This window comes from Pseudomonas sp. LARHCG127 (assembly GCF_052871455.1).
Genome location: NZ_JBIXJT010000027.1, coordinates 1 through 21,941, shown reverse-complemented (window position 1 = coordinate 21,941; position 21,941 = coordinate 1). Strand labels below are relative to the sequence as shown.

Below are 21,941 nucleotides of genomic sequence, written 5' to 3'. Positions count from 1 at the left end.
TAAGGGTTGCTTACTGTCCTAGCCGGACGCCGGCCTGAAACCCGCCAAAAAAAATCAGGCCAGGCGTTCCACCGTGGTCCACCAACGGGTTCGATAGCGGATCTGCACCGGGAGCGTGCGTGGCAGGACGGCGAGCAACTTGTCGGTGTCCTCCAAGCGGAAAACCCCCGACAACCGCAGGTCGGCAATCGACGCTGCGCAGTTCAGATAGCCTGGGCGGTAGCGGCCTACTTCGTTGAGAAAATCTGCCAGGCGCATGTTGCGCGTGACGATCAACCCGTCGGCCCAGGCCCCTGCGTCCATGTCCAGCGGTGGCGCCAGGGTCGCTGTCGCTGCGGTGATCAAGTAGCTTTGCCCGGCTTCCACCTGGATGGGCGAGCCATCGCTGTTTGGGTGCGAACGGATAACCACCCGCCCGCTGGTGACGCTCAGGCGTGTGCAATCGCTGTCTTGGCGCACGACGAAACGCCCCTCCAGCCCTTCGAACAGCCCATGGCGGCTTTTCACCAGCAGTGGGCGCCCGGGGTCGCGGCCACAGGTGACCATGATTTCGCCGCGGGCCAGGGTGATCAGGCGCTGCTGGGCGGTGAAATCCAGGTCGGCGGCGCTGTGGGTATTGAGTTCCAGCCGCGTGCCATCTGGCAATTGGAACCCTCGGCGCTCACCGGTGGCAGTGGCGAAATCGGCATTCCACGACTGCCAGCCCAGGTCCTTGCCCAGCCACGCCGCACCGCCCATCAGGGCGACGCCCGACAGCAGCTTCAGGGCCTGGCGACGACTGAGGCGCTGGGCACTGTTTTCCAGGGTGTCCAGGGCGATGTGGGCACCGGGTACCGCCCGCAGGTTCGAGGTTATTTCGCTGTGCAGCGATTGCACCCGTTGCCAGGCCAGCTCGTGTTCAGGATGGGCGGCACGCCAGGTGTCGCATTGTTGGCGCAGTGTCGGGTGGGTGGCGTGGTTGCGCAGGCGCAGCAGCCAGTTGATCGCCTGCCTGACGACCTGTTGCGACGGGCCGTTGCGGCGGCTCTGCAAGTGATCCGCCGGCTCAGCTTTCATAGCGCAACACGTAGCAGTGGTACAGCGCATCGGCGACGTAGCGCTCCACCGAGCGCAACGAAATGCCCATCTGTTCGGCAATCTGCTTGTACGTCAGGCCTTCGCATTGGGCCAACAGAAAGGCCTTGCGGACTTTCGGCTTGAGGCCTTCGAGCATCCTGGCAATGGCTTCGAGCAATTCCAGGATCAAGGCCTGGGCTTCGGCGCCGGGGGTTTCGGCTTCCGGCAGGTGCGCTATGGTTTGAAGGTAGGCGCGTTCGATTTCTTCCCGCCGCCAATGGTCGATCACCAGGCCTTGGGCGATGGTGCGTAAAAAGGCGCGTGGGGCCCGAAGCTCTGGGCGTTCGCTACGCTGCAACAGGCGCACGAAGGTGTCCTGGGCCAGGTCGGCCGCATCGGCGGCATTGCCCAAGCGGGTGCGCAGCCATGTGTTGAGCCAGCCGTGATGCTGGCTGTAGAGCGCCTGTACTGCAAACTCGGGAGATGACATGGACGCGACGGCCTGGATGTTACGAATGATAACGTGTCGCATTGTCATCAGCCGCCGGCGAATTTGCAACCACCGTTCGACCCGGCGAGCCTCCCGTCGCCTATTTGTACAAATGCCTAATTATTTGTACAAGCTTGCCGACAGAGTGGATATGCGTGCACCAAAGTGGAGCAAGTGACAAGACTGCCCGCGCTGTTACATGGAACGTTGCAACCTGGAATGCACCCCCACTCCTTGCATGAGAAGCCCCATCGATGAATCTAAAGTTCAGCCACAAAATCCTTCTTGCCGCCTCTGGTGTGGTGGTTTTGGCTTTTGCCCTGTTCACGCTCTACAACGATTATTTGCAGCGCAACACCATCGGTAGCAGCCTGGAGTCGTCCATCGAGCAATCCGGCGACCTGACGGCCAGCAGCATCCAGAACTGGATGAGTGGGCGGATCCTGGTATTGGAAAACCTGGCGCAAAACATCGCGCATCAGGGCACTGCTGCAGATCTGCCGGGGCTGGTGGATCAGCCGGCGCTGACGTCGAACTTCCAATTCACTTATGTGGGCCAGGCCAACGGTGTCTTCACTCAACGCCCGGACGCCAAAATGCCTGACGGCTACGACCCGCGTCAGCGCCCTTGGTACAAGCAGGCAGTGAGCGCCGATAAAACCATGTTGACCCCGCCCTACCTGGCGGCGGTGGGTGGCCTGGTGGTGACCGTGGCCCTGCCGGTGAAGCACAACGGCGAATTGCTTGGCGTGGTGGGCGGCGACCTGAGCCTGGAAACCCTGGTGAAAATCATCAACTCCGTGGACTTCGGTGGCATTGGCCATGCGTTCCTGGTCAGTGGCGACGGTCAGGTGATCGTCAGCCCCGACAAGGACCACGTGATGAAAAACCTCAAGGACATCTACCCAGGTACGCCGGTGCGCATTGGCAAGGGTATCCAGGAGGTCGAGCTGAACGGCCAGAACCGTATCCTTTCGTTCACCCCGGTGACCGGCCTGCCGAACGCCGAGTGGTACATCGGCCTGTCGATTGATGAGGCCAAGGCCTACGCGCCGTTGAGCCAGTTCCGTACGTCGGCGCTGATCGCGATGTTTGTCGCGGTGGCGGCGATTGCCTTGCTGCTGAGCCTGTTGATCCAGGTGCTGATGCGCCCGTTGACCACCATGGGCCGTGCCATGCAGGACATCGCCCAGGGCGAAGGCGACTTGACCCGGCGCCTGGTGGTGCAGGGCAAGGATGAGTTCGCGGTGCTGGGTGGTTCGTTCAACCAGTTCGTGGAGCGGATTCACGCGTCGATCGCGGAAGTGTCTTCCGCCACCCGCCAGGTGCATGACCTGTCGCAGCGAGTGATGACCTCCTCCAACGCTTCGCTCGTCGGCTCGGATGAGCAGAGCGCCCGCACCAACAGTGTGGCAGCGGCCATCAACCAGTTGGGCGCCGCCACCCAGGAAATCGCCCGCAATGCCGCCGATGCCTCGCAACAGGCCAGCGGTGCCAGCGAACAGGCCGATGACGGTCGCCAGGTGGTGGAAAAAACCATCCAGGCCATGACCGAGCTGTCGCAGAAGATCAGCCTCTCGTGCACCCAGATCGAAACCCTGAACGCCAGCACCGACAACATCGGGCACATCCTGGACGTGATCAAGGGCATCTCCCAGCAAACCAACCTGCTGGCGCTGAACGCGGCCATCGAAGCGGCCCGTGCCGGTGAAGCTGGACGCGGGTTTGCGGTGGTGGCCGATGAAGTGCGCAACCTGGCGCACCGCACCCAGGAGTCGGCGGAAGAAATTCACAAGATGATCACCTCGCTTCAGGTCGGTTCCCGTGAAGCGGTGACCACGATGAACGCCAGCCAGACCTCCAGCGAAGAAAGCGTGGAAGTGGCCAACCAGGCCGGCCTGCGACTGGTCAGCGTGACGCAGCGCATCGGCGAGATCGACGGCATGAACCAGTCGGTTGCAGCCGCGACCGAAGAGCAGACCGCCGTGGTTGAAACCCTCAACATGGACGTCAGCCACATCAACCTGCTGAACCAGCAAAGCGTGGCCAACCTCAATGAAACCCTGAAGGACTGCGATGCCTTGTCCCAACAGGCCAATCGCCTGAAGCAACTGGTGGACAGCTTCAAGATCTGACCCGGTCGCAAGCCGACCCAATCCCCTGTGGCGAGGGAGCTTGCTCCCGCTGGCCTGCGCAGCAGGCCCCAGCCGGTCTACAGGCTTATCGCATTGGCCGGTTTTACGACTGCTGCGCAGCCGAGCGGGAGCAAGCTCCCTCGCCACGGGTGCGGGTTGCCTGGGCTGACGCCATCGCGAGCAAGCTCGCTCCCACAGGGGATTTGCGGTGAGCCTGGATCTTGCGTCCATCCCAGAACCAAACTGTGGGAGCCGAGCTTGCTCGCGATGGCGGCCATCCAGTCGACATCATCGGCACAGACCCACCGCTTTCGCGAGCAAGCCCGCTCTCACAAGGGATGGGCGCTACTTGAACATCCCCTGCACATTCCCCATCGCCTCATCGGCGAAGCCCTGGAGGAAATCCCGGAAGCCTGACGGTGTATGGGCGTCGGTGTGGTCGGCGATGATGGTCCAGGTGGCGCGGCAGCGGTTATCCGCCAAGGGTTCGACGTGCATGGCCGCCCACAGGTTGTCGATGCCCAGGGTGTTGTAGATCAGCGTCCAGGTCATGTGCATGGCCTGGTCGTCACGGCTGTTGAGCTGTTCCACCACCAGGTTCTGCCCATCGACGAAGAACTTCTTGCGCAGGGACCTCACGCCTTCGCCGGTCATTTCGATGCGCTCCAGCGCCGGGATGAAACGGTTGAAGCCGCCAAAATCACCCACTACTTCCCAGACGCGCGCCGCATCGGCCGCGACCTCCACCGAGGTTTCGACCTGGCAGGCTTGTGGGTTTTTGATCAGGGTGTCGGGTTGAAATGCACTCATGGTCTTGCTCCTTGCTTTGGGTTGAGGGTGTTTCAGATGAAGTCGATGGCCTTGAGGTACTCGGCGCCGCGGCGCAGCAGGGCCGGGGATTTTTCCGGGTAGCTGGCGCCCATCTGCCGCACGCCGGCGCGGGCGTTGTCGTGGCTGATCAGTGAGATGTCACCGATGTCTTCCTCGAAGCCGTTGAGGTAGAAACCCAGCACGCCAAACAACGCATTGTCGGCATCGACCCGAGCCAATTGCCGTTGCCACTCGGCGATGCTCACCAGGGAAAATTCCCGGCCGCTGTCACGGAACGACGCCACATAAGCGTCCCAGCTCAACGGTTGCGGGTTGTGCAGGTTGAACACCGCTTGGCTGGGCTGGTAGCGGCTGGCGTGGAAGGCGATGAAGCGGGCCAGGAAGTCCACCGGCATCAGGTCGAAATTGAGCGACAGGTCCGGCACCTGGCCGAGCTGGATCGAGCCCTTGAGCATCAGCATCAAGCGATTCTTGTGGGGTTGGCAGACCCCGGTCAGGCTGTTGAAGCTGATGTTGCCGGGGCGGAACAGATTGACCCACACACCGCGATCCCGGGCCCGTTGCAGGATCCGTTCGCCAACCCATTTGGACAGGTTGTAGCCGTTCTTGATGTAGATCGGCGGCGTCTCGGCGGCCGGCTGTTCCAGCACCTGACCGTCGGCATCCAGGGCACTGGAGGCGGACAGCGTGGAGACGAAATTGAAGATCTTCTTGCTGCGCCCTTCGCACAGGCGCAGGCACTCGAAAATCGGTTCCACGTTGTCCCGTGCCAACGACTCGTAGTCGAGCACATGGTTGACGTGGGCCGCGTTGTGCACCAGCGCGCCGAAGGTGGCGTCGATGCGGGCATAGACGTCGTCCGGCAAACCCAATTGCGGTTGCGTGATGTCGGCGGCGTAGACGCTGACGCGGTCCAGGTCCAGATGGGTCAGGTGATTGTCCCGCAGGGCCTGGGAGAAACGCTCGGCCGCGCTCTGTTCAGCACTGGCGCGCACCAGGCAGGCGACTTCGGTGGCACCCCAGGCCAGCAGCGCTTCGACGATGTGTACGCCGAGGAAACTGTTGGCGCCAGTCACTACCACTTTGTGCACATCGCCGCATTGGCTGATGGGCAGTGGATCGAGGTTGAGCTCGGCTTCGGCATCGATGAAGGCCTGGGGGCTGAGGCTCGACGCACTGTTTTGCTCGGGGTCGTCCAGCAACTTCGCCAAGGTCATCAGCGTCGGCGCTTCGATGAAGCGGTTGATCGACAGGCTACGGCCGAACGCCTGGCGAATGCTCAGCAGCAATCGTGACAGCAGGATCGAATGCCCGCCGAGGTTGAAGAAGCTTTCATCGGTGGCGATGTCGTCGATCGGCAGCTCCAGCAGCTCGGCCCACAGTTGCTGCAGTTGTGTCTCCAAGGCGTTCTGCGGCTGGCGCCGCTGGCCGTCGACGTGCACCCGCACCGCCATGGCGAGCAACGCCCGGCGATCGACCTTGCCGTTACTGGTGTAGGGCAGGCTGGGCAATTCGACATAGGCGGCCGGGTGCATGTAGCTGGGCAAGCTGTTCTGTACATGCTCACGCAAGGCCTGAAGAGCGGCGCCGGGGCGCTCTTGTTCGGGATGAACCAGGAACGCCAGGATCCGCCGCCGTTCATCGACCCCCACCGCCACCTGGCGAAACAACTGGCTTTCCCGCAGGCAGTGTTCGATTTCCTCGGGTTCGACCCGAAAGCCACGGATCTTCACTTGGTTATCGCGACGGCCACACAGTTCGATGCCGTTGTCGGTCCATTGGCCGATGTCGCCGGTGCGATAGACCCGCAGCGTTTGCCCGGTGGGCAGCGTCAGGTTGAGGTAACGCGCCGCGGTCAGCGTCGGATCATTCAGATAGCCGAGGCCGACGCCCGGGCCGGCGATGTACAGCTCGCCCGTAACACCCTGGGGAACCGGTTGCAGTTGCTCGTCCAGGATCAGCACCCGACCGTTGGCGATGGGCACGCCGAGGTTGCGGTTGTTGTCGCCGACGCCGAAGCGCCGGGTGGTCGCCAGCACTGTGGTTTCGGTCGGGCCGTAGATGTTGTGGAACCGGCATTGTGGCGCGAGCTGTTCGATCACGAACGGCTCGCAGACATCGCCACCGGTGATCAGATGCGCCAGGCCCAACGGCGCCTCCAGGGGCATGACGCTCAGCAGCGCAGGCGGCAGGAAGGCGTGGCTGACCCGCTGTTGCTGTATCAACGCGACCAATTGTTGCGGATCGCGGCGCTGGTCTTCGCTGGGCACCACCAGCAGGGCGCCGTGGATGAAGGTCGGCAGGATATCCAGCAGCGACGCGTCAAAGTTGATGGTGGAAAACTGCAACGCCCGACTGTCGCGCTGCAACCCGACGTGGTCGCCGTACCAGGCACAGAAATGGCTGAGGTTGCGGTGGCTGAGCAACACGCCTTTGGGCTGGCCAGTGGTGCCGGAGGTGTAGATCGCCATGGCCGGTTCGTCGCCGTCCACGGTGCGGCGGATCAACGAGGCCGGAATGCCTGGCTTGGGCGCTGGCAGCTGATGGATGTTCAGCGTTGGCAGCATCAGGTCGCCCAAGTCGCTGTCGCCGTCGTGCAGCAGCAGGTCCGCCTGGGCATTTTCCAGGATAAAGCGCCGCCGTTGCGCCGGATGCTGCGGGTCCAGCGGCAGGTACACCGCCCCACAGCCGAGCACCGCCAGGATCGCCGCGTACAGGTGCGCGGATTTGGGCAGGCATACGCCGATTACTTTGTGGGAACACGGCCCGTGGGAGGAAGACTTGCCCCCGATGAACGATGACGCGGTTTGCTTGAGAGCATCGGTGTCTTCATCGCGGGCAAGCCTTGCTCCCACAGGTTCTGCTTTTCTTGCTCCAACAGCTCCTTTCTCATGTTCTGCTCGGTGCAGTATTTCCAACATCGGCTGCTGCAACCTCAGCGCCAGGCGGCGCAAGGATTTGTAGTCGATCAATTGCCCATCGACCCACAGGGCCGGTTGCGTCGCGTCATCGAGCAAGCGCTGTTCGATGCTGTGCATCACCGGCACGTCGGCGGCGGCCAGCAGCCAGGGCACCGGCGGTCGATTGAGACTGTGCTCGAAGGCCAGCGGCTCCAGCGCATCGAGCCCGAGCAGGGGTTGGTCAACGGCGTCAGCGTGTACCGTCGGCCAGTGATCGAAGCAGGTCTCATCCCGGGACAACTGGCTGACCAGTCGTGCGCCGGTTTCGACCAGCGTCGCCAGCGTACGCAGGCGCAAGGATTGACCGTTGCCATCGCGTTGCGGTGCGATCGCTTCCCGGCACAACAGCCGCTGCGCACCGTCGCGAAAGAACAGCACCGGTTGCGGCAATGCCTCGCCGGGCAGCGTGCGCAGCGCCACGCGGACCTGAAGGCATGAGCGGGCTTCAATGACGCGCGGTGTCGTACCGTCGTCGATCAACAGGTCGACCGGCGATTGCAGGTCCACCACCGCGTGACCGTGCTGCTCCAATTCCCGGGCCAGTTCGGCCATGGCCTGGCTGGTGCCAGGCACTGCAATGTCGAGGCGTCTCATGGAAAGGTCCTCATGGGGTCAGATAATCAGCGAGGGCATCGCGTACGCAGGGGGACGCGAGCATCGAGCTGCCGCGGAAAAAACGCGTGATGTTGCCCACCAAGGGGTGAAAACGATTGATGGGATACGCCAGCGCACTGGCGTCTTCCCGCAGCGACTGGCGCACCGATTCGTCGACGGGCAGGTGCGCGATCAGCTCGAAGTCGAATGCTTGCTGCAGGTCGCTCGCCAGGTACTGGGCGATGAAACCGGGCATCAGGCGGGCAATTTGCGCGCGGTCCTCTTCGGGGGCGGTTCGCCAATAGATCTGCACCAGTCGTGTCCAGAAACCGGAGTGCCGGCCCTCGTCGAGCAAGTGATCGGCCATCAGCCCCTTGATCGAGGCCTTGACCGAGTCGTCCCGGGCGAAGGCGGCCACTTCGTTGGTCACGGTGTTCTCGGCAATGGCGATGCAGATCAGCTCCACGGCACTGAGCAGATGCTCTGGCGCCTCGGCCAGGGTTGCCGGTATGGCTCGGCTGAGTTCGATCTGCCCAGGCAACGGGATCGGTTCGATGCCGGTCATGTCGATGGTCTGCTGCATGAAGTCCATCGCCACCAGCGCGTGGTAATCCTCGTCCACCACCACGGTCATCGCGTCGTAGCGGCAGGCGAACGGGAACTCGATGCCGAAGCGGTTCTTGGCGATGCGCCGGGCGGTGTGGTCCACCAGTTCGGTCTCGAAAATCACCACGTCATTGATGAATTTGTAGAGGCTCTGCACCAGCACGAAGTCGCGTAGTTGCGCACAGTGGCTGAGGAAGGTCTGGCTGTGCACCAGCGGCTGGCGGCTCATGGGGAAGATCAGTTTGTCGTCGTCTTCGACCCGGCGCCGTGGCCGGGTACGGATCGTGGCGCGGCTTTCCCAGGCGTCGGCGAAGGATTGGTATTCGACGGCGTTCATGGCATCACCTGTGCAACCGGCTGGGCCATGCTCTGGCGCAGGCCGTCCCACAAGGCCGCGCGACTGTGAACGGCGGCGAGCGCGGCGGCCAGCACCTCGGTTTCGCGCTGCGGGTCGCCATCGATCAGTCGCGCCAAGAGTTTTTCCGCCGCCGGCCCGTGGTCTTCGGAATCGACTTCGATGTGCCGTTGCAGGTAGTAGCGAAAGGTCGGAGCCTGATCCAGGCCAATGCCCCAGGCGTCCAACATGCGTTGGAACATCTGTGGGATGACGCTCTCGCGGCCATGCACGAACGCGGCGGCCACGCTGTGGGCCGGGGCGTGCAGGGCGGTGTGCAAGGTCTGGCGGACGAACCGCGCCGCCGCCGGTTCGACCTCGACGCTGTCCAGCGCGGTCTCGGGGCTGACGCCTTCCTGCTGCAGGGTGATGAACTGCTCGATTGCACGGGTATCGGCGCCGATTTCCCGCATGGCGTCCAGGTACAGTTCGAAATGGCTGCAGTAGCCTGCGCCGGGGCGGTCATCCGACTCTTCCCCCAGCACGATTTCATTGATCAAGCGGGCCGCGTGAGGGTCGGCTGGCGGCAGCCAAGGCAGGTGGACACAGGTGAGCTCGCGTTGCAGCCGCTTGGTCAGCGACATGAAGTCCCAGACCGCAAAGACATGGCTTTCCATGAAGCGGCGTAACAGATCGATTGATGTAATCTCGGAAAAAACCGGGTGTTGTCCAAGTTCATGCTTTTTCAGGGATAGTTGTTCTTTGGATGGCTGCATTGGAACGTCCTCATCAATGATGTTATGTCCGGAAGGCGGCTCGTTAGTTAGTGAAGGCGAGCGGGTGCCTGGACCGGAATCCATGAATTACCCAAGGGGGTTAAATATTCTCTTTTAATTGTTGCTTCAGCTTTCGATGCCTGTGTTTGCTGGGGTGTTAGCGCGTCGAAAGGGCCGCTGGTAACGCGGTTAATAAAAAATTAATACATGTAACAAGTAAGCGGCAAGTGTTTTTTTAATTATTTGAAGTTGTGGTTTTATTGAGCGCGAAGAGGTCTTTTAAAACTTTTTATGTAAGTTTTATTGAGGCGAAGAAGCTCCTTCCGATTTAGCGAGATCAGAATCGAATAGTTCGAGTGAATGCCTCACTCGGAGCACTTCAGGAATCGGGGAGTAAGAAGTTTTTTATTAGGGGCAGGACATCGGTCGGACTTCCGATCATCCCGCCGGTTGGACGACGCTCCTTGCGTATTGGCTTCGATTCGTCTGGCCTTGGCCAGGCGTTGACTTCTTCAGGTCTGAATCGACAAGCGCAAGAGTGAGCCCAAATCGATGGCAGTGCCATTGGACTGATGGGGCGACGAATCGCGGCCACGGTCAGGCCGCGCCGCGCTGGCGACAAGTGAGTTGGAAGGATATGTAAGAAATTTTTACGCCGGACGAAGCGCCGGCGTGGGATCAAGGCTTCGACGGCTGTTCCAGGTACCGACGCATGGTGATGGAGGCTTTTTCCAGATGCTGCTCCACCAAGGCGACCGCTTTCTCGATATCTCTGGCCGCCGCGGCAGCGAGGATGTCGCGATGGTCCTCCTGGGTCAGCTCGCCCAACCCCATGGACGAAAGATGAAAACGCAAAAAGCGCTCTTCTTCATTGAGCTCGTGTTCGATCAGGTCCAGCAGTTTGCTGTTGGGTGCCTTGTGGTAAAGCGACATATGGAACAGCCGGTTGAGCTTGGCGATTTCAGCGTATTCGGTTTGTGCCTCCAACTGTTCGATGTACTGGGCTGCCAGCGCCAGGTCACCGTCATCGAGCAGGGGGATGGACAAGCGCAAGGCGAAAGCTTCCAGGACCGCACGCAAGGCGTAGGTCTCGACCGCATTGTTGGTAATCAGCGGGGCCACCACGGCGCCTTTGTGCTGGACGACATTGAGCAACGACTGTGCTTCGAGCTGACGCAACGCCTCACGTACCGGCATGCGGCTCACGCCGAACAGGTCGGCCAGCTCTTGCTGGCGCAGGGCGGTGCCGCTGGGCAGGCGCCCGTCGAGGATGGCCTCGCGCACGGAGCTTTCGATGATCGACCGCGCCTGATCGGCAGGGACGGGACCGTTGACCTGGATAGTGCTGAGCGGTTTGGGCTTCTTTGTCACGACAACACCTGAACGGGTAGTAACGAAAATTGGATCCATGCCAACGTTAGTTACAGATTGCCAAGCCGTCAAAATCTCGCGGCCCCGGTTCCTGAACTAAAGTTTAGTCTGCTTGCGGTGATTGCAACCTGCCATTGTTTTTTGCCCGGCCAGGCTTCACCATCCAACGAATTTCCAACGGCCCTTTTCGGACGTATTTCCCTTGGCTGCACCTTTCCCAGTCCTCAGGTCCTTGCGTTGGCTGTGTTCGGCACTATTGCTGGCCGGCGTGATGCTGGGCGGCCTGCAAGCCGACTGGGACTTTGCGCAGATCAGCCGGCGGGCGCAAGCGTTATATGGGCCACTGGGCGAAGGGCAGCAGCGGATCGACGCGTGGCAGCAACTGCTGGCGACTCAGAAGCAGATCCCCGAATTGGAACAGCTCAAAGTGGTGAACCTGTTTTTCAACAAACAGGTGCGCTACGTGGAAGACATCGACCTGTGGCGTGAAGTCGACTATTGGGAGACGCCGATCCAGGCCTTGTGGAAGGGCGCCGGCGACTGTGAAGACTACGCCATCGCCAAGTATTTCAGCCTGCGTCGTCTCGGGGTGTCCAGTGACAAGCTGCGCATCACCTACGTCAAGGCGTTGCGGCAGAACCGTGCGCACATGGTGCTCACCTATTACGCCACGCCCGAGGCGATGCCGTTGGTCCTCGACAGCCTGATCGACGGTATCCAGCCGGCCAGCCAGCGAACCGACTTGCTCCCGGTCTACTCTTTCAATGCCGAAGGGCTGTGGCTGCCGGGCGCCAAGGGCAACAAGAAAGTGGGTGACACCAAGCGCCTGTCCCGGTGGCAGGACGTGTTGAAAAAAATGCAGGCCGAAGGTTTTCCGGTCGAGACGACTAACTAGGAGCGCGCGCTCAGATGTCCTTGTTCAAACAGCTGTTGATCGCTATCTGTCTGTTCCTGGTGGTTGCCTTCAGCGGCAGCTTCATGGTCAGCCTGGAAAGCTCGCGGGCCCAATACGTCAACCAGTTGCGCTCCCACGCCCAGGACGCGGCCACGGCGCTGGCGCTGTCGTTGACGCCGAACATCGACGACCCGGCGATGGTGGAATTGATGGTCAGCTCGATCTTCGACAGCGGCTACTACGCCAGCATTCGCGTGGTCGACGTGGCCACCGACAAGACCCTGGTCGAGCGCACCGGTACACCGGACGCCGGCAGTGTGCCGCAATGGTTCGTCAAGCTGATCGGCCTGGAACCGGCCGGTGGCGATGCCATCGTCAGCCGCGGCTGGGAGCAGGCGGCGCGGGTCGAAGTGGTCAGCCACCCGATGTTCGCCCTCGCCAAGCTGTGGCAGAGCGCGTTGGGCAGCCTGGGCTGGCTGCTGCTGTGCGGCGCCGTGAGCGCGGTGCTGGGGGCCTTGCTGCTGCGTCGCCAGCTCAAGCCACTGGACTACATGGTGCATCAGTCCCACGCCATTGCCCGCCGTGAATTCCTGAGCCTGCCGGAGCTGCCGCGCACGCCTGAACTGCGTCGGGTAGTGCAGGCGATGAACCAGATGGTCGAGAAGCTCAAGGCGCTGTTCCAGGAACAGGCCGAGCGCAGCGAGAAACTGCGGGTCGAGTCCTACCAGGACAACCTCACGGGCCTGGCCAACCGGCGTTATTTCGAAATGCAGCTCAATGCCCGGGTGAGCAACCCGGAGCAGGCCAGTTCCGGTTACCTGCTGCTGTTGCGGGTCAAGGATTTGGCCGGTTTGAACCAGCGGCTGGGCGGCCAGCGCACCGATCAGTTGCTCAAGGCCGTGGGCGAGCAATTGCAGCGTGAGTGCGCCCGCTACCCGGAAACCCACAACCTGGTCACGCGTATTCGCGGCGGCGAGTTCGCGGTGCTGGCCCCGGGGCTGGTGCGTGAGGAAGCGCTGCAATTGGCGCAGAACCTCGAAGCCGCGTTGGCGAGCCTGCATGCCACCGGCGCGACTGACGTGGCCTCGGTGGCCTCCATCGGGCTGGCGCCGTTCGTCCATGGCGACTCGCCGCAAGCGGTGCTCCAGCTCGGCGACCAGGCCCTGGCCCAGGCCGAAAGCCAGGGAGAACCGGGCTGGGCCTGCCTGGACCACAGTGCCTCGGCCAGTGTCGGTGATGATCACCATGCCTGGCACACGCTGCTCGACCAGGCCTTGAGTCATCAGCGCTTCGAGCTGTACTTCCAGCCGGTAGTGGCGGCCCAGGACACTCAGGTGGTGCTGCATTACAAGGTGTTGTCGCGGCTGTTGGACGAGCAGGGCCAGACGATCCCCGCCGGGCGTTTCCTGCCGTGGTTGGAGCGCTTCGGCTGGACTGCGCGCCTGGACCGCTTGATGCTTGAACAGGTGCTCAAGCAGATGGCAGGACATGAGCAGTCCTTGGCGTTGAACCTGTCCTCCGCCACGCTTGCCGATCCGCAGGCGTTGAACAAGGTCTTTGAAATCCTGCGGGCGCATTCCAACCTCGGGTCGCGCCTGACCCTGGAGATTGGTGAAGAGCAACTGCCGGAGCAAGCGGTGCTGGAGCAGTTGACCCGGCAGTTGCGCGAGCTTGGTTTCTCCTTGAGCCTGCAGCGTTTTGGTGGGCGGTTCAGCATGATCGGCAATCTGTCGCGGTTGGGGCTGGCTTACTTGAAGATCGACGGTAGCTACATTCGCGCGATTGACCAGGAAAGTGACAAGCGCCTGTTTATCGAAGCGATACAACGTGCTGCTCACAGTATCGACTTGCCATTGATTGCTGAGCGGGTTGAGACAGAAGGGGAGCTGGCGGTGATTCGCGAGATGGGGTTGTTTGGGGTGCAGGGGCAATTGGTGGGTGAGCCTAAGCGTTGGGGGTGAGGCTGTCTTTTCCTTCTGACTGAGTACATATCCGTTTCTGCGGTAACGGCTGCTTAGGGTTCCGGCGCGGTATGACTCACCCACATAGGTTACAAATCAGTTCACTCACATAGGTAACAGTTTTTAACTGGCAGGGTCGGTTTGCGGTGATGTTGGATACCCACACGGTATCGGGAACCGCACGGTCCTGTGGCGAGGGAGCTTGCTCCCGCTGGGGCGCGCAGCGGCCCCAAAAAAGCGATGAGCGCTACGCACTCAAGCGGGAGCAAGCTCCCTCGCCACAAAAGCTTTTCCAGCCATCACGGCACAGATTGATCCACGGTAAACACTGTGGGAGCGAGCCTGCTCGCGAAGGCGGAGGGTCGGTTTGCGGTGATGTTGGATACCCACACGGTATCGGGAGCCGCACGGTCCTGTGGCGAGGGAGCTTGCTCCCGCTGGGTCGCGCAGCGGCCCCAAAAAAGCGATGAGCGCTACGCACTCAAGCGGGAGCAAGCTCCCTCGCCACAAAAGCTTTCCCAGCCATCACGGCACAGATTGATCCACGGTAAATACTGTGAAGCAAGCTCGCTCGCGGTGGCGTTGGGGCAGTCAAGTGAATGCTGGGTTTGCCGGCCTCTTCGCGAGCAAGCTCGCTCCCACACTGGATCTGCGTCGAACCAAAATATCGAAATCTATACCGATCAACTGTGGGAGCGAGCTTGCTCGCGATGGCGGTGGTGGTGGTTCAGTCATATGGATGTCGGGCTTGCCGGCCTCATCGCGAGCAGGCTCGCTCCCACAGGAGAAACGCGGTCCGACCAAGAACCAGGTCGGCTATAAGGCCGCCTCGTGGTGGACGTTGATCTCGGGCGCCCCGTTAGCCGCGCTGGGCCATGGATGGCCCTTCGCGGCGGCCCACGGAGCAATGCCGGAGTGAGGGCACACCGAGCCTAAGCGAGGTGCCAAGTGGTGGGGCAGAAGCGTTTTGGTTACTTTTGCGCTTTTCAAAAGTGACCCGCCGTCAGGGCGAAACCCTAAGTGGCCGTTACCGCAGAAACGGATATACACCCCCCTCTAAAAGTAACGTCCTAGGAGATTTCCTTCGAGTTGTGGCGAACTTGGTGAACTTGTCCGGCGTCTGCCTCGTGGCTAGTCTGGGGTTGTCACTGAAAAAAACGGTGACACTGGCGTGCAAGCCGGTTAAAAGACGACGCGCAAGCGCTTTATGGCGGTTGTGCGTGGGAGATTTCTTCGTGAGAAGGATTCTGCCGGGGTTCCGTCTGCCCGGTCTTGCACACCTGCGTACAACTGCCACCTCATTTGCGTGCAAGCGAAGGGTGTCGGTTCCACTTCTACAGATGGAGCTTCACGACATGTTCAAAGTAACTCCGAATCCGCCAGAAAACCCTGGCAACAACTCCGACAAATCCTCGAAATCCAAAAAACTCGACGAAGCCGCCGAACGCGCCCTCGACTACTACCTCAACCCCAAACCCACCGATGAAGCCTCGGGAAAAAACCAAACTGCCCAGCTCTTCATGGTCTCCCCGGACATCGACACCGAAACCCTCCTGGCCAATGCCTCCGAAGACCTGCTGTCCATCAGCGCCATCGCCGCCGACCTGGCTGACGACGTCGATGGCTCACGCCGCAGCGTAATCCTGGCGATCAGCCGAATGGCCGATGGGGTGCATTTGCTGGTGGAGAGGGCGATGGATCGGCTGGAGGTTCAAGCGTCAGGCTGACAGGCCTGCGGTGAATTGACGATTGTCATCGCGAGCAAGCTCGCTCCCACACTGGATCTGTGTCGAACCGAAATATCGAAATCAACACCGATCAACTGTGGGAGCGAGCTTGCTCGCGATGGCGTCCGCCCAGACAACCCAGAACCTGTGGCGAGGGGATTTATCCCCGCTGGGCTGCGCAGCAGCCCTAAACACCAGCGGCCTCGGTGTGTCAGGCAATTCACCTTTAAGCATCTGGGGCTGCTGCGCAGCCCAGCGGGGATAAATTCCCTCGCCACAGGGTTTTGTGTGCTGCTCGAGGTGGCAGGCTAGATCAACCCTTTCTCATCATCATCGATCAACCGACTCAACCCACCCAAGGCTTCACGGGCCTGGTTGCGGTCCATCAGCTTGGCCTGGGCCGCCGGTGGCAGGTCGGTGACGCGGATGACGCCTTTGCTGGTCAGCACCTGGATCAAGTCATCGAGTACCCGGATCATCTCCAGGTCGCTCTGCTTGAGTTGCTTGAGGCTGTTTTCCACCGCCTGGTTGGCGAACCAGTCCTGGATCTCGTGGTTGTCGGCCGGCAAGGTCTCGGTGGCCTCGGCGTAGGCGGTGGCTTCTACGCGCACCAGCAGGCCTTGTGCATCGCGTTGCACATAAAACATCGGGCATCCCTCATGTATGAAGCAGCGTCATGCTGGGCAGCATAGGCCAACTGTGGGGGAGTATGAACACTTATCGTGGCCAGAGATTGCTCCCGCTGGGTTGCGCTGTAGGAACTGCCGAGCGAAGCGAGGCTGCGATCTTTTCACGGCCAGTGGGGTCTCAAGCGAAGTTCGAGGCCAAGGTCAAAAGATCGCAGCCTGCGGCAGCTCCTACAGCGAGGGAGCAAGCTCCCTCGCCACGGGTTTGTGTCAGCTTCAGCTGTTGTTGTGATCGACCTTGATGGTCGGGTCGCTACCGGCGATCAACGAGTTCAGGTTCACGTTCGACCAGTTGTTGCCCTCGAGCTTGATCGTCACGTCCGGCGTCGCCGCGGCACCGTTGGCCCCATTGAACTGGCCGGAAGTGCTGACCTGCAGCGACGACACGCCATCGACCGTGCTGATTTTCAGGAAGTGGTCGATGGTGCTGCCGGTTTCACCTTGCAGCAGGTCTCGCAGGTCGATCCGGTCGCCTTCGCCGGCGTTGAAGTTCTTGATCACGTCGGTGCCGGTGTCGCCGGACTTCCAGACAAAGGTATCGCCCCCCAGGCCGCCGATCAGGGTGTCATTGCCCTGGCCGCCGATCAGAGTGTCGTTACCGGTGCCACCCAGCAAGATGTCATTGCCCTTGCCACCGTCGAGGGTGTCGTTGCCGCCCTGGCCGAAGATGATGTCGTTGCCGGCGCCGCCCAGCAGGGTGTCGTTGCCATCGTGGGCACCGGACACATCGAACGCGGTGTAGTGCTCGGTGATGTACTGGTGCACGTTGCTGGTGGTGACCTTGCTGGCGTCCACGCCGCTCTGTTTGGCGACGAAGGCCTGGATGGCCTGGTAGCCCTCACCCGCAACACCATTGAAGCTCACCAGGTCGCCGAACAGGATGTCGTTGCCTTCGCCTCCGTTGACCGTATCGGCGCCCGGCAGGGTCGCTTCGGTGTGGCCGATGATGGAGTTGGCCAGGTTGCTCGGGTCGATGTTGGTTTGCGGCTTGCCATCCGAATCGTAGGGGGCGAGATCGGACAGGGTGACGCCGTTGTTCAGGCCGATCGCTTCAACGTTACTCAGACCTTTGAGCAGCGTGAAGCTGGCCGTTGAGCCGTCTGCTGCCGAGGAGTCGCCCCACCAGCCGCCGGCCTGGTTGGAGAACTCGAACGTGCCATTGCCCTCGGCATGCACCGTGCCGACGTAGTTTTCATTCCAGTTCTTGCCGTTCTTGATCGACAGGAACATGTTCCCATTTTCTTCGATGATGAATTTGTGTGTGCTGTCGATCGTCTGGGTGTAGTACTTGCCAACGGTGTAGTTGGCCGCGCTCAGGACGTCGTCGAGCTTGACGGTGCCGTACAACACTGGGTTCGGCTGTTCGCCGGACTGGTAGCGCGTTGGCTCACCGTCGGTGATGAAATACGTCAGGTTCTTCGCGCCGGTATTGCTCAGGGCCTGGGTGCTGTTGAAGAAGTTTGCGGTGGTCTTGAACACGTCTTCATAGTTGGTATTGCCGCCGGACACCATCGAGTCGAGCACGTTCTTGAGCAGTGTCAGTGCGTTCGGATCGTTGAGGTTGACCGCAACGTTCTTGTTGACCTGGTTATCGAAGTCCGCCAGGAAAATGTTCACAGTCCCTGAGTTGCTGCCCAGGCTCTGCTTGAGGGTGTTGAACACTTGGGTCAACGAGTTCTTCGCGGCGGCGACGGACGAGTCGCTCATGCTGCCGGAGCTGTCGACCATGAAGGCGATGTTGTAGTTGACCCCTGGCACGACGGTCAGCCCACCGATGTCGGCGACCACGATGTCGTTGCCATCGGTCCCCGTGACATTGTCACTACCGGACGTGGCGGTGATTGCGTTGTAAGTGGCCGGATACACCGTGACAGGAATCTGCGCCGTGCTGACCGCCGAGCCGCCAAGGGCTTCGGTGGACGTCGAGGTCACGGTCAGGTTGAACTGGCCGTGGTAGTAGGTCGGTGGGGTCAGGGTGAGGCTGCCCAGGTTCCAGCCGGTGACCGAGGCTTCGCCGTTGCTGCCCACGGTCGCGGTATGGCCGGCGCCGTCGGTCAGTACGCTGCCTTCCGGAATGCCACCGATCTTCACGCTCAGGCTTTCGGAGCCGTCGGTGTCGGTCAGGGCGGTGGTGATCTTCGACAGGTGCACGCTGGTGCCTTCGGCGCCTTCGTTGAGCTTGAAGCCGTCGTAGTAGCCTTCGCCGTTGGTGCCGTGCAGGTCGGAGACGGTCACGCCCGCGTTCGCCAGGTCGGTCACACCGGTGTAGAGCGGCACGCCGGCATTGCTCAGGTCCACTGGCGTGCTGCCGTTGACCGACAGGTTCACGTCGTAGCTGCCCGGTCCGGTCTGGTTGTGGTGGTAGATGTCCAGGGTGTAGTAGCCGCTTGCGGTTGGCGTGAACGAACCGTTCAACTGACCGCCCGCACCCCACGTGGTTGCCGCGGCGGTCTTGCCGCCGATGGTCACCAGCAGGCTGTCATCGCCCGTGCCGCTGAAGGTGTAGGTCTTGCCGGCCTCGAGGAAAATCAGCCCTGAAGTTTTCGACGCGGTGCCCGGATTGACGTTGCCGTCGTTCTGAACGTTGCTCACATTGGTGCTGCTGTTCGGCGTGCCGGCGGCATCGATCACCGACTTGAGCGTGCCGGACGGCGCGCCGCTGCCATCGGTGCCCAGGCCCGACAGGCCGGTCCAGACTTCCTTGATCAAACCGGTGGAGGTCACGTTGTTGCCGGCCACGTTGAGGCTCGGTGCGTCGGCGACCGGCGTGATGTCGATCTTCACGGTGCCGGTATTGCCCAGCGTCTGGCCGTCGGTTGGCTGGAAGCTGATTTGCGCGTAGTCGGCCTTTTGATTGCCCACGCCCGCCGGGTTGCCGTTGGCACCGGATTCGTTGGCATCGGGGGTGAAGCGCAGCTTGCCAGCGTCGATGTCCGCCTTGGTGAAGGTCTGGTTGTTGGCCACGTCCTTCCAGGTTGCGCCGTCCAGGTACTGCAACTTGCCGTCACCCGGCAGCCCGGTGATTTTCACACCTTGGCTGGCGGCGGCGCTGTCCACGTCGCTGATGCCGAACGTCGACCAGCCGAGGACCAGTGAAGTGTCTTCGGTACCGGTCACCGCGCCACCGGTGGCTACGGGTGCGTCGTTGACCCCGACCACGTTCACGGTGGTGGTCGCCGTGTTGGAATAACTCGTGCCGTCGGTCACCGTCACGGTGATGACGCGCGGTACGGTGCTCGGATCTTCGCTGTTGTTGATGAAGCTGATGTTCTTGATCTGCTGCATGTAGTCGGCCAGCGTTGCATTGCCTGTCAGCGTCAGGACGACTTTGCCGTCGGTGCTGTTGGCGTTGATGCTGATGCCGTTGACGCTATTGCCCAGGTTCAGATGATCGCCAGGCTGACGGTTGGTCAGCACGATGGTGGCGCCGGTCAGCAGGGTGCTGTCCGGGTCGGTGATCTTCAGGTCGGTGTCGCCAATCGACACGCCCGGGCCGGTGGTGCCTTCGGTAAAGGTCACTTGGTAATCGGCACCGGTCTTGCCGCTGGAGTTGTTGGCGTCCAGGTCGAGTACCGGCGGTGCATCGTTGTCGATGATCGAGGTGCTGACGCTGCCATTGGTGCCGCTGACCGCCAGGTGCTCGAAGTTGCCACCGGTGGCCGAGTCGATCCGGACCACGAAGTTTTCGGTGCCTTCGGTGATCTTGTCGTCCAGCGTCGCCACGTTGAAGGTCGCGCTGGTGGCGTTGGCCGGGATCTTCACGGTGTAGACGCCGGTGAAGTCCGTGCCGTCGGCGGCGGTGCCGCTGTAGACGATCTTGAGCGTTACCTCGGTTTGCGCCGGGTTCGTCAGGCTGACGGTGTAGGTCGCTGCTTGGCCTTCGGTGACCGATGTGCTGCCGGTGATGCTGACGCTGGTGTTGTCGACAGTGTCGCCCACGGCCGTCGACGCGCCGGTCTTATCGACCGCGATGGCTTCGAGGTTGCCACCGGATGCATCCTTGATCGACTCGGTGACGGTGGTTGGGCCTTGGTACACATCGTTGCCAACCGCGACATCCAGCGCGCCCGAGCTTGCGCCGGCGGCGATGGTGACGGTCTTGCCGCTTTCCAGCGTCACGGTCACCGGACCGTTCTGCGCAGTGACGGGTTTGCCGTCGGCACCGGTCAGGGTCGCGGTGTAGGTGATGGTGCCGTTTTCGTTCACGGTCGGATTAGCGGTCAATGTCACGGTGGTGGTGTCGTTGACGTCGCTGACCACGGTGCTGACTGGCGCGGTGTTCGGAGCAATGGCTTCGAGGTTGCCACCGGATGCATCTTTGATCGACTCAGTGACGGTGGTTGGGCCTTGGTAGACGTCGTTGCCGACGGCTACATCCAACGCACCCGAGCTTGCGCCGGCTGCGATGGTGATGGTCTTGCCGCTTTCGAGCGTGACCGTCACAGGACCGTTTTGCGCGGTAACTGGCTTGCCATCGGCACCGGTCAGGGTGGCGGTGTAGGTGATGGTGCCGTTTTCGTTCACGGTCGGATTAGCGGTCAACGTCACGGTGGTGGTGTCGTTGACGTCGCTGACCACAGTGCTAACTGGCGCGGTGTTTGGGGCGATGGCTTCCAAGTTGCCACCGGATGCATCTTTGATCGACTCGGTGACGGTGGTTGGGCCTTGGTACACGTCGTTGCCGACTGCTACGTCCAATTCGCCTGAGCTCGCGCCGGCAGCGATGGTGATGGTCTTGCCGCTTTCCAACGTCACGGTGACCGGACCGTTCTGCGCAGTGACGGGTTTGCCGTCGGCACCGGTCAGGGTGGCGGTGTAGGTGATGGTGCCGTTTTCGTTCACGGTCGGCGTGGCGGTCAGCGTCACGGTAGTGGTGTCGTTGACATCGCTAACCACAGTGCTGACTGGCGTGGTGTTTGGAGCGATGGCTTCCAGGTTACCGCCCGATGCCGAGGTAATCGATTCGGTGATGGTGGTTGGGCCTTGGTAAACATCGTTGCCGACGGCTACATCCAACGCACCCGAGCTTGCGCCGGCGGCGATGGTGATGGTTTTGCCACTTTCCAACGTCACGGTCACCGGACCGTTTTGCGCAGTAACTGGCTTGCCATCGGCGCCGGTCAGGGTCGCGGTGTAAGTGATCGTGCCGTTTTCATTCACGGTCGGATTAGCGGTCAACGTCACGGTGGTGGTGTCGTTGACGTCGCTGACCACGGTGCTAACCGGAGCGGTGTTAGGCGCGATGGCTTCGAGGTTGCCGCCAGTAGCGGTACTGATGCTTTCGGTGACGGTGGTCGGACCTTGGTACACGTCGTTGCCGACCGTCACGTCCAATTCGCCTGAGCTCGCGCCGGCGACGATGGTGATGGTTTTGCCGCTTTCGAGCGTGACTGTCACCGGACCGTTTTGCGCAGTAACTGGCTTGCCATCGGCGCCGGTCAGGGTCGCGGTGTAAGTGATCGTGCCGTTTTCATTCACGGTCGGATTAGCGGTCAACGTCACGGTGGTGGTGTCGTTGA

The 21,941-nt window shown here is 61.6% G+C and carries 12 protein-coding genes and 1 pseudogene; 4 read left to right on the top strand and 9 right to left on the bottom strand.

What is annotated here, in order from left to right; all coding sequences use genetic code 11:
- Nucleotides 1-54: 54 nt before the first annotated feature.
- Both ACIPQ1_RS27850 and ACIPQ1_RS27845 read right to left on the bottom strand, forming a co-directional pair.
- Entirely contained in the window at nucleotides 55-1,056 is a 1,002-nt protein-coding gene (locus tag ACIPQ1_RS27850) for a FecR domain-containing protein (RefSeq protein ID WP_411386143.1), read from the bottom strand.
- Entirely contained in the window at nucleotides 1,046-1,546 is a 501-nt protein-coding gene (locus ACIPQ1_RS27845) for a sigma-70 family RNA polymerase sigma factor (protein ID WP_411387447.1), read from the bottom strand. Before ACIPQ1_RS27845 ends, ACIPQ1_RS27850 begins: the two co-directional genes overlap by 11 nt.
- Nucleotides 1,547-1,800: 254 nt before the next feature.
- Between ACIPQ1_RS27845 and ACIPQ1_RS27840 the strand changes: the two genes are divergently transcribed.
- Complete coding sequence (locus ACIPQ1_RS27840) at nucleotides 1,801-3,681, top strand: methyl-accepting chemotaxis protein (RefSeq protein ID WP_186709998.1); 1,881 nt, start codon at nucleotides 1,801-1,803, stop codon at nucleotides 3,679-3,681.
- 345 nt (nucleotides 3,682-4,026) lie between these two features.
- Here ACIPQ1_RS27840 and ACIPQ1_RS27835 read toward each other — a convergent pair whose 3' ends face one another.
- From ACIPQ1_RS27835 to ACIPQ1_RS27815, 5 genes are all read right to left on the bottom strand, one after another.
- Nucleotides 4,027-4,491, bottom strand: a complete 465-nt coding sequence (locus ACIPQ1_RS27835; protein ID WP_446535111.1) for an SRPBCC family protein — start codon at nucleotides 4,489-4,491, stop codon at nucleotides 4,027-4,029.
- A gap of 32 nt (nucleotides 4,492-4,523) precedes the next feature.
- Nucleotides 4,524-8,066 carry an amino acid adenylation domain-containing protein gene (locus ACIPQ1_RS27830; RefSeq protein WP_446535110.1) on the bottom strand — a complete coding sequence of 1,181 codons (3,543 nt, stop codon included), beginning with the start codon at nucleotides 8,064-8,066 and terminating at the stop codon, nucleotides 4,524-4,526.
- A 10-nt stretch (nucleotides 8,067-8,076) separates the two neighbouring features.
- Entirely contained in the window at nucleotides 8,077-9,009 is a 933-nt protein-coding gene (locus ACIPQ1_RS27825) for a diiron oxygenase (RefSeq protein WP_434573155.1), read from the bottom strand.
- The gene (locus ACIPQ1_RS27820; protein WP_158457536.1) at nucleotides 9,006-9,782 is read right to left on the bottom strand and encodes a DUF3050 domain-containing protein; all 777 of its coding nucleotides are present in this window, start codon (nucleotides 9,780-9,782) and stop codon (nucleotides 9,006-9,008) included. Before ACIPQ1_RS27820 ends, ACIPQ1_RS27825 begins: the two co-directional genes overlap by 4 nt.
- Nucleotides 9,783-10,460: 678 nt before the next feature.
- Complete coding sequence (locus tag ACIPQ1_RS27815) at nucleotides 10,461-11,153, bottom strand: GntR family transcriptional regulator (RefSeq protein WP_411386146.1); 693 nt, start codon at nucleotides 11,151-11,153, stop codon at nucleotides 10,461-10,463.
- Nucleotides 11,154-11,355: 202 nt separating this feature from the next.
- On the opposite strand from ACIPQ1_RS27815, the gene lapG reads away from it, so the two are divergent.
- From lapG to ACIPQ1_RS27800, 3 genes are all read left to right on the top strand, one after another.
- A complete protein-coding gene (gene lapG / locus ACIPQ1_RS27810) occupies nucleotides 11,356-12,048 on the top strand; it encodes a cysteine protease LapG (protein ID WP_250965378.1) in 693 nt (230 codons plus the stop codon).
- 14 nt (nucleotides 12,049-12,062) lie between these two features.
- Nucleotides 12,063-14,009 (top strand): cyclic di-GMP receptor LapD, encoded by a 1,947-nt coding sequence (gene lapD, locus ACIPQ1_RS27805; protein ID WP_186710004.1) that lies wholly within the window; start codon nucleotides 12,063-12,065, stop codon nucleotides 14,007-14,009.
- A 1,355-nt stretch (nucleotides 14,010-15,364) separates the two neighbouring features.
- Nucleotides 15,365-15,736: a DUF6124 family protein gene (locus ACIPQ1_RS27800; RefSeq protein ID WP_411386148.1), complete on the top strand. Its 372-nt coding sequence runs from the start codon at nucleotides 15,365-15,367 to the stop codon at nucleotides 15,734-15,736.
- A gap of 308 nt (nucleotides 15,737-16,044) precedes the next feature.
- Here the strand turns inward: ACIPQ1_RS27800 and ACIPQ1_RS27795 are convergent, their stop codons facing one another.
- Both ACIPQ1_RS27795 and ACIPQ1_RS27790 read right to left on the bottom strand, forming a co-directional pair.
- Nucleotides 16,045-16,383, bottom strand: coding sequence for a hypothetical protein (locus ACIPQ1_RS27795; RefSeq protein WP_014335964.1), 339 nt, complete (start codon nucleotides 16,381-16,383; stop codon nucleotides 16,045-16,047).
- A gap of 255 nt (nucleotides 16,384-16,638) precedes the next feature.
- A pseudogene (locus ACIPQ1_RS27790) lies at nucleotides 16,639-21,941 on the bottom strand (LapA family giant adhesin); the annotation flags it as partial.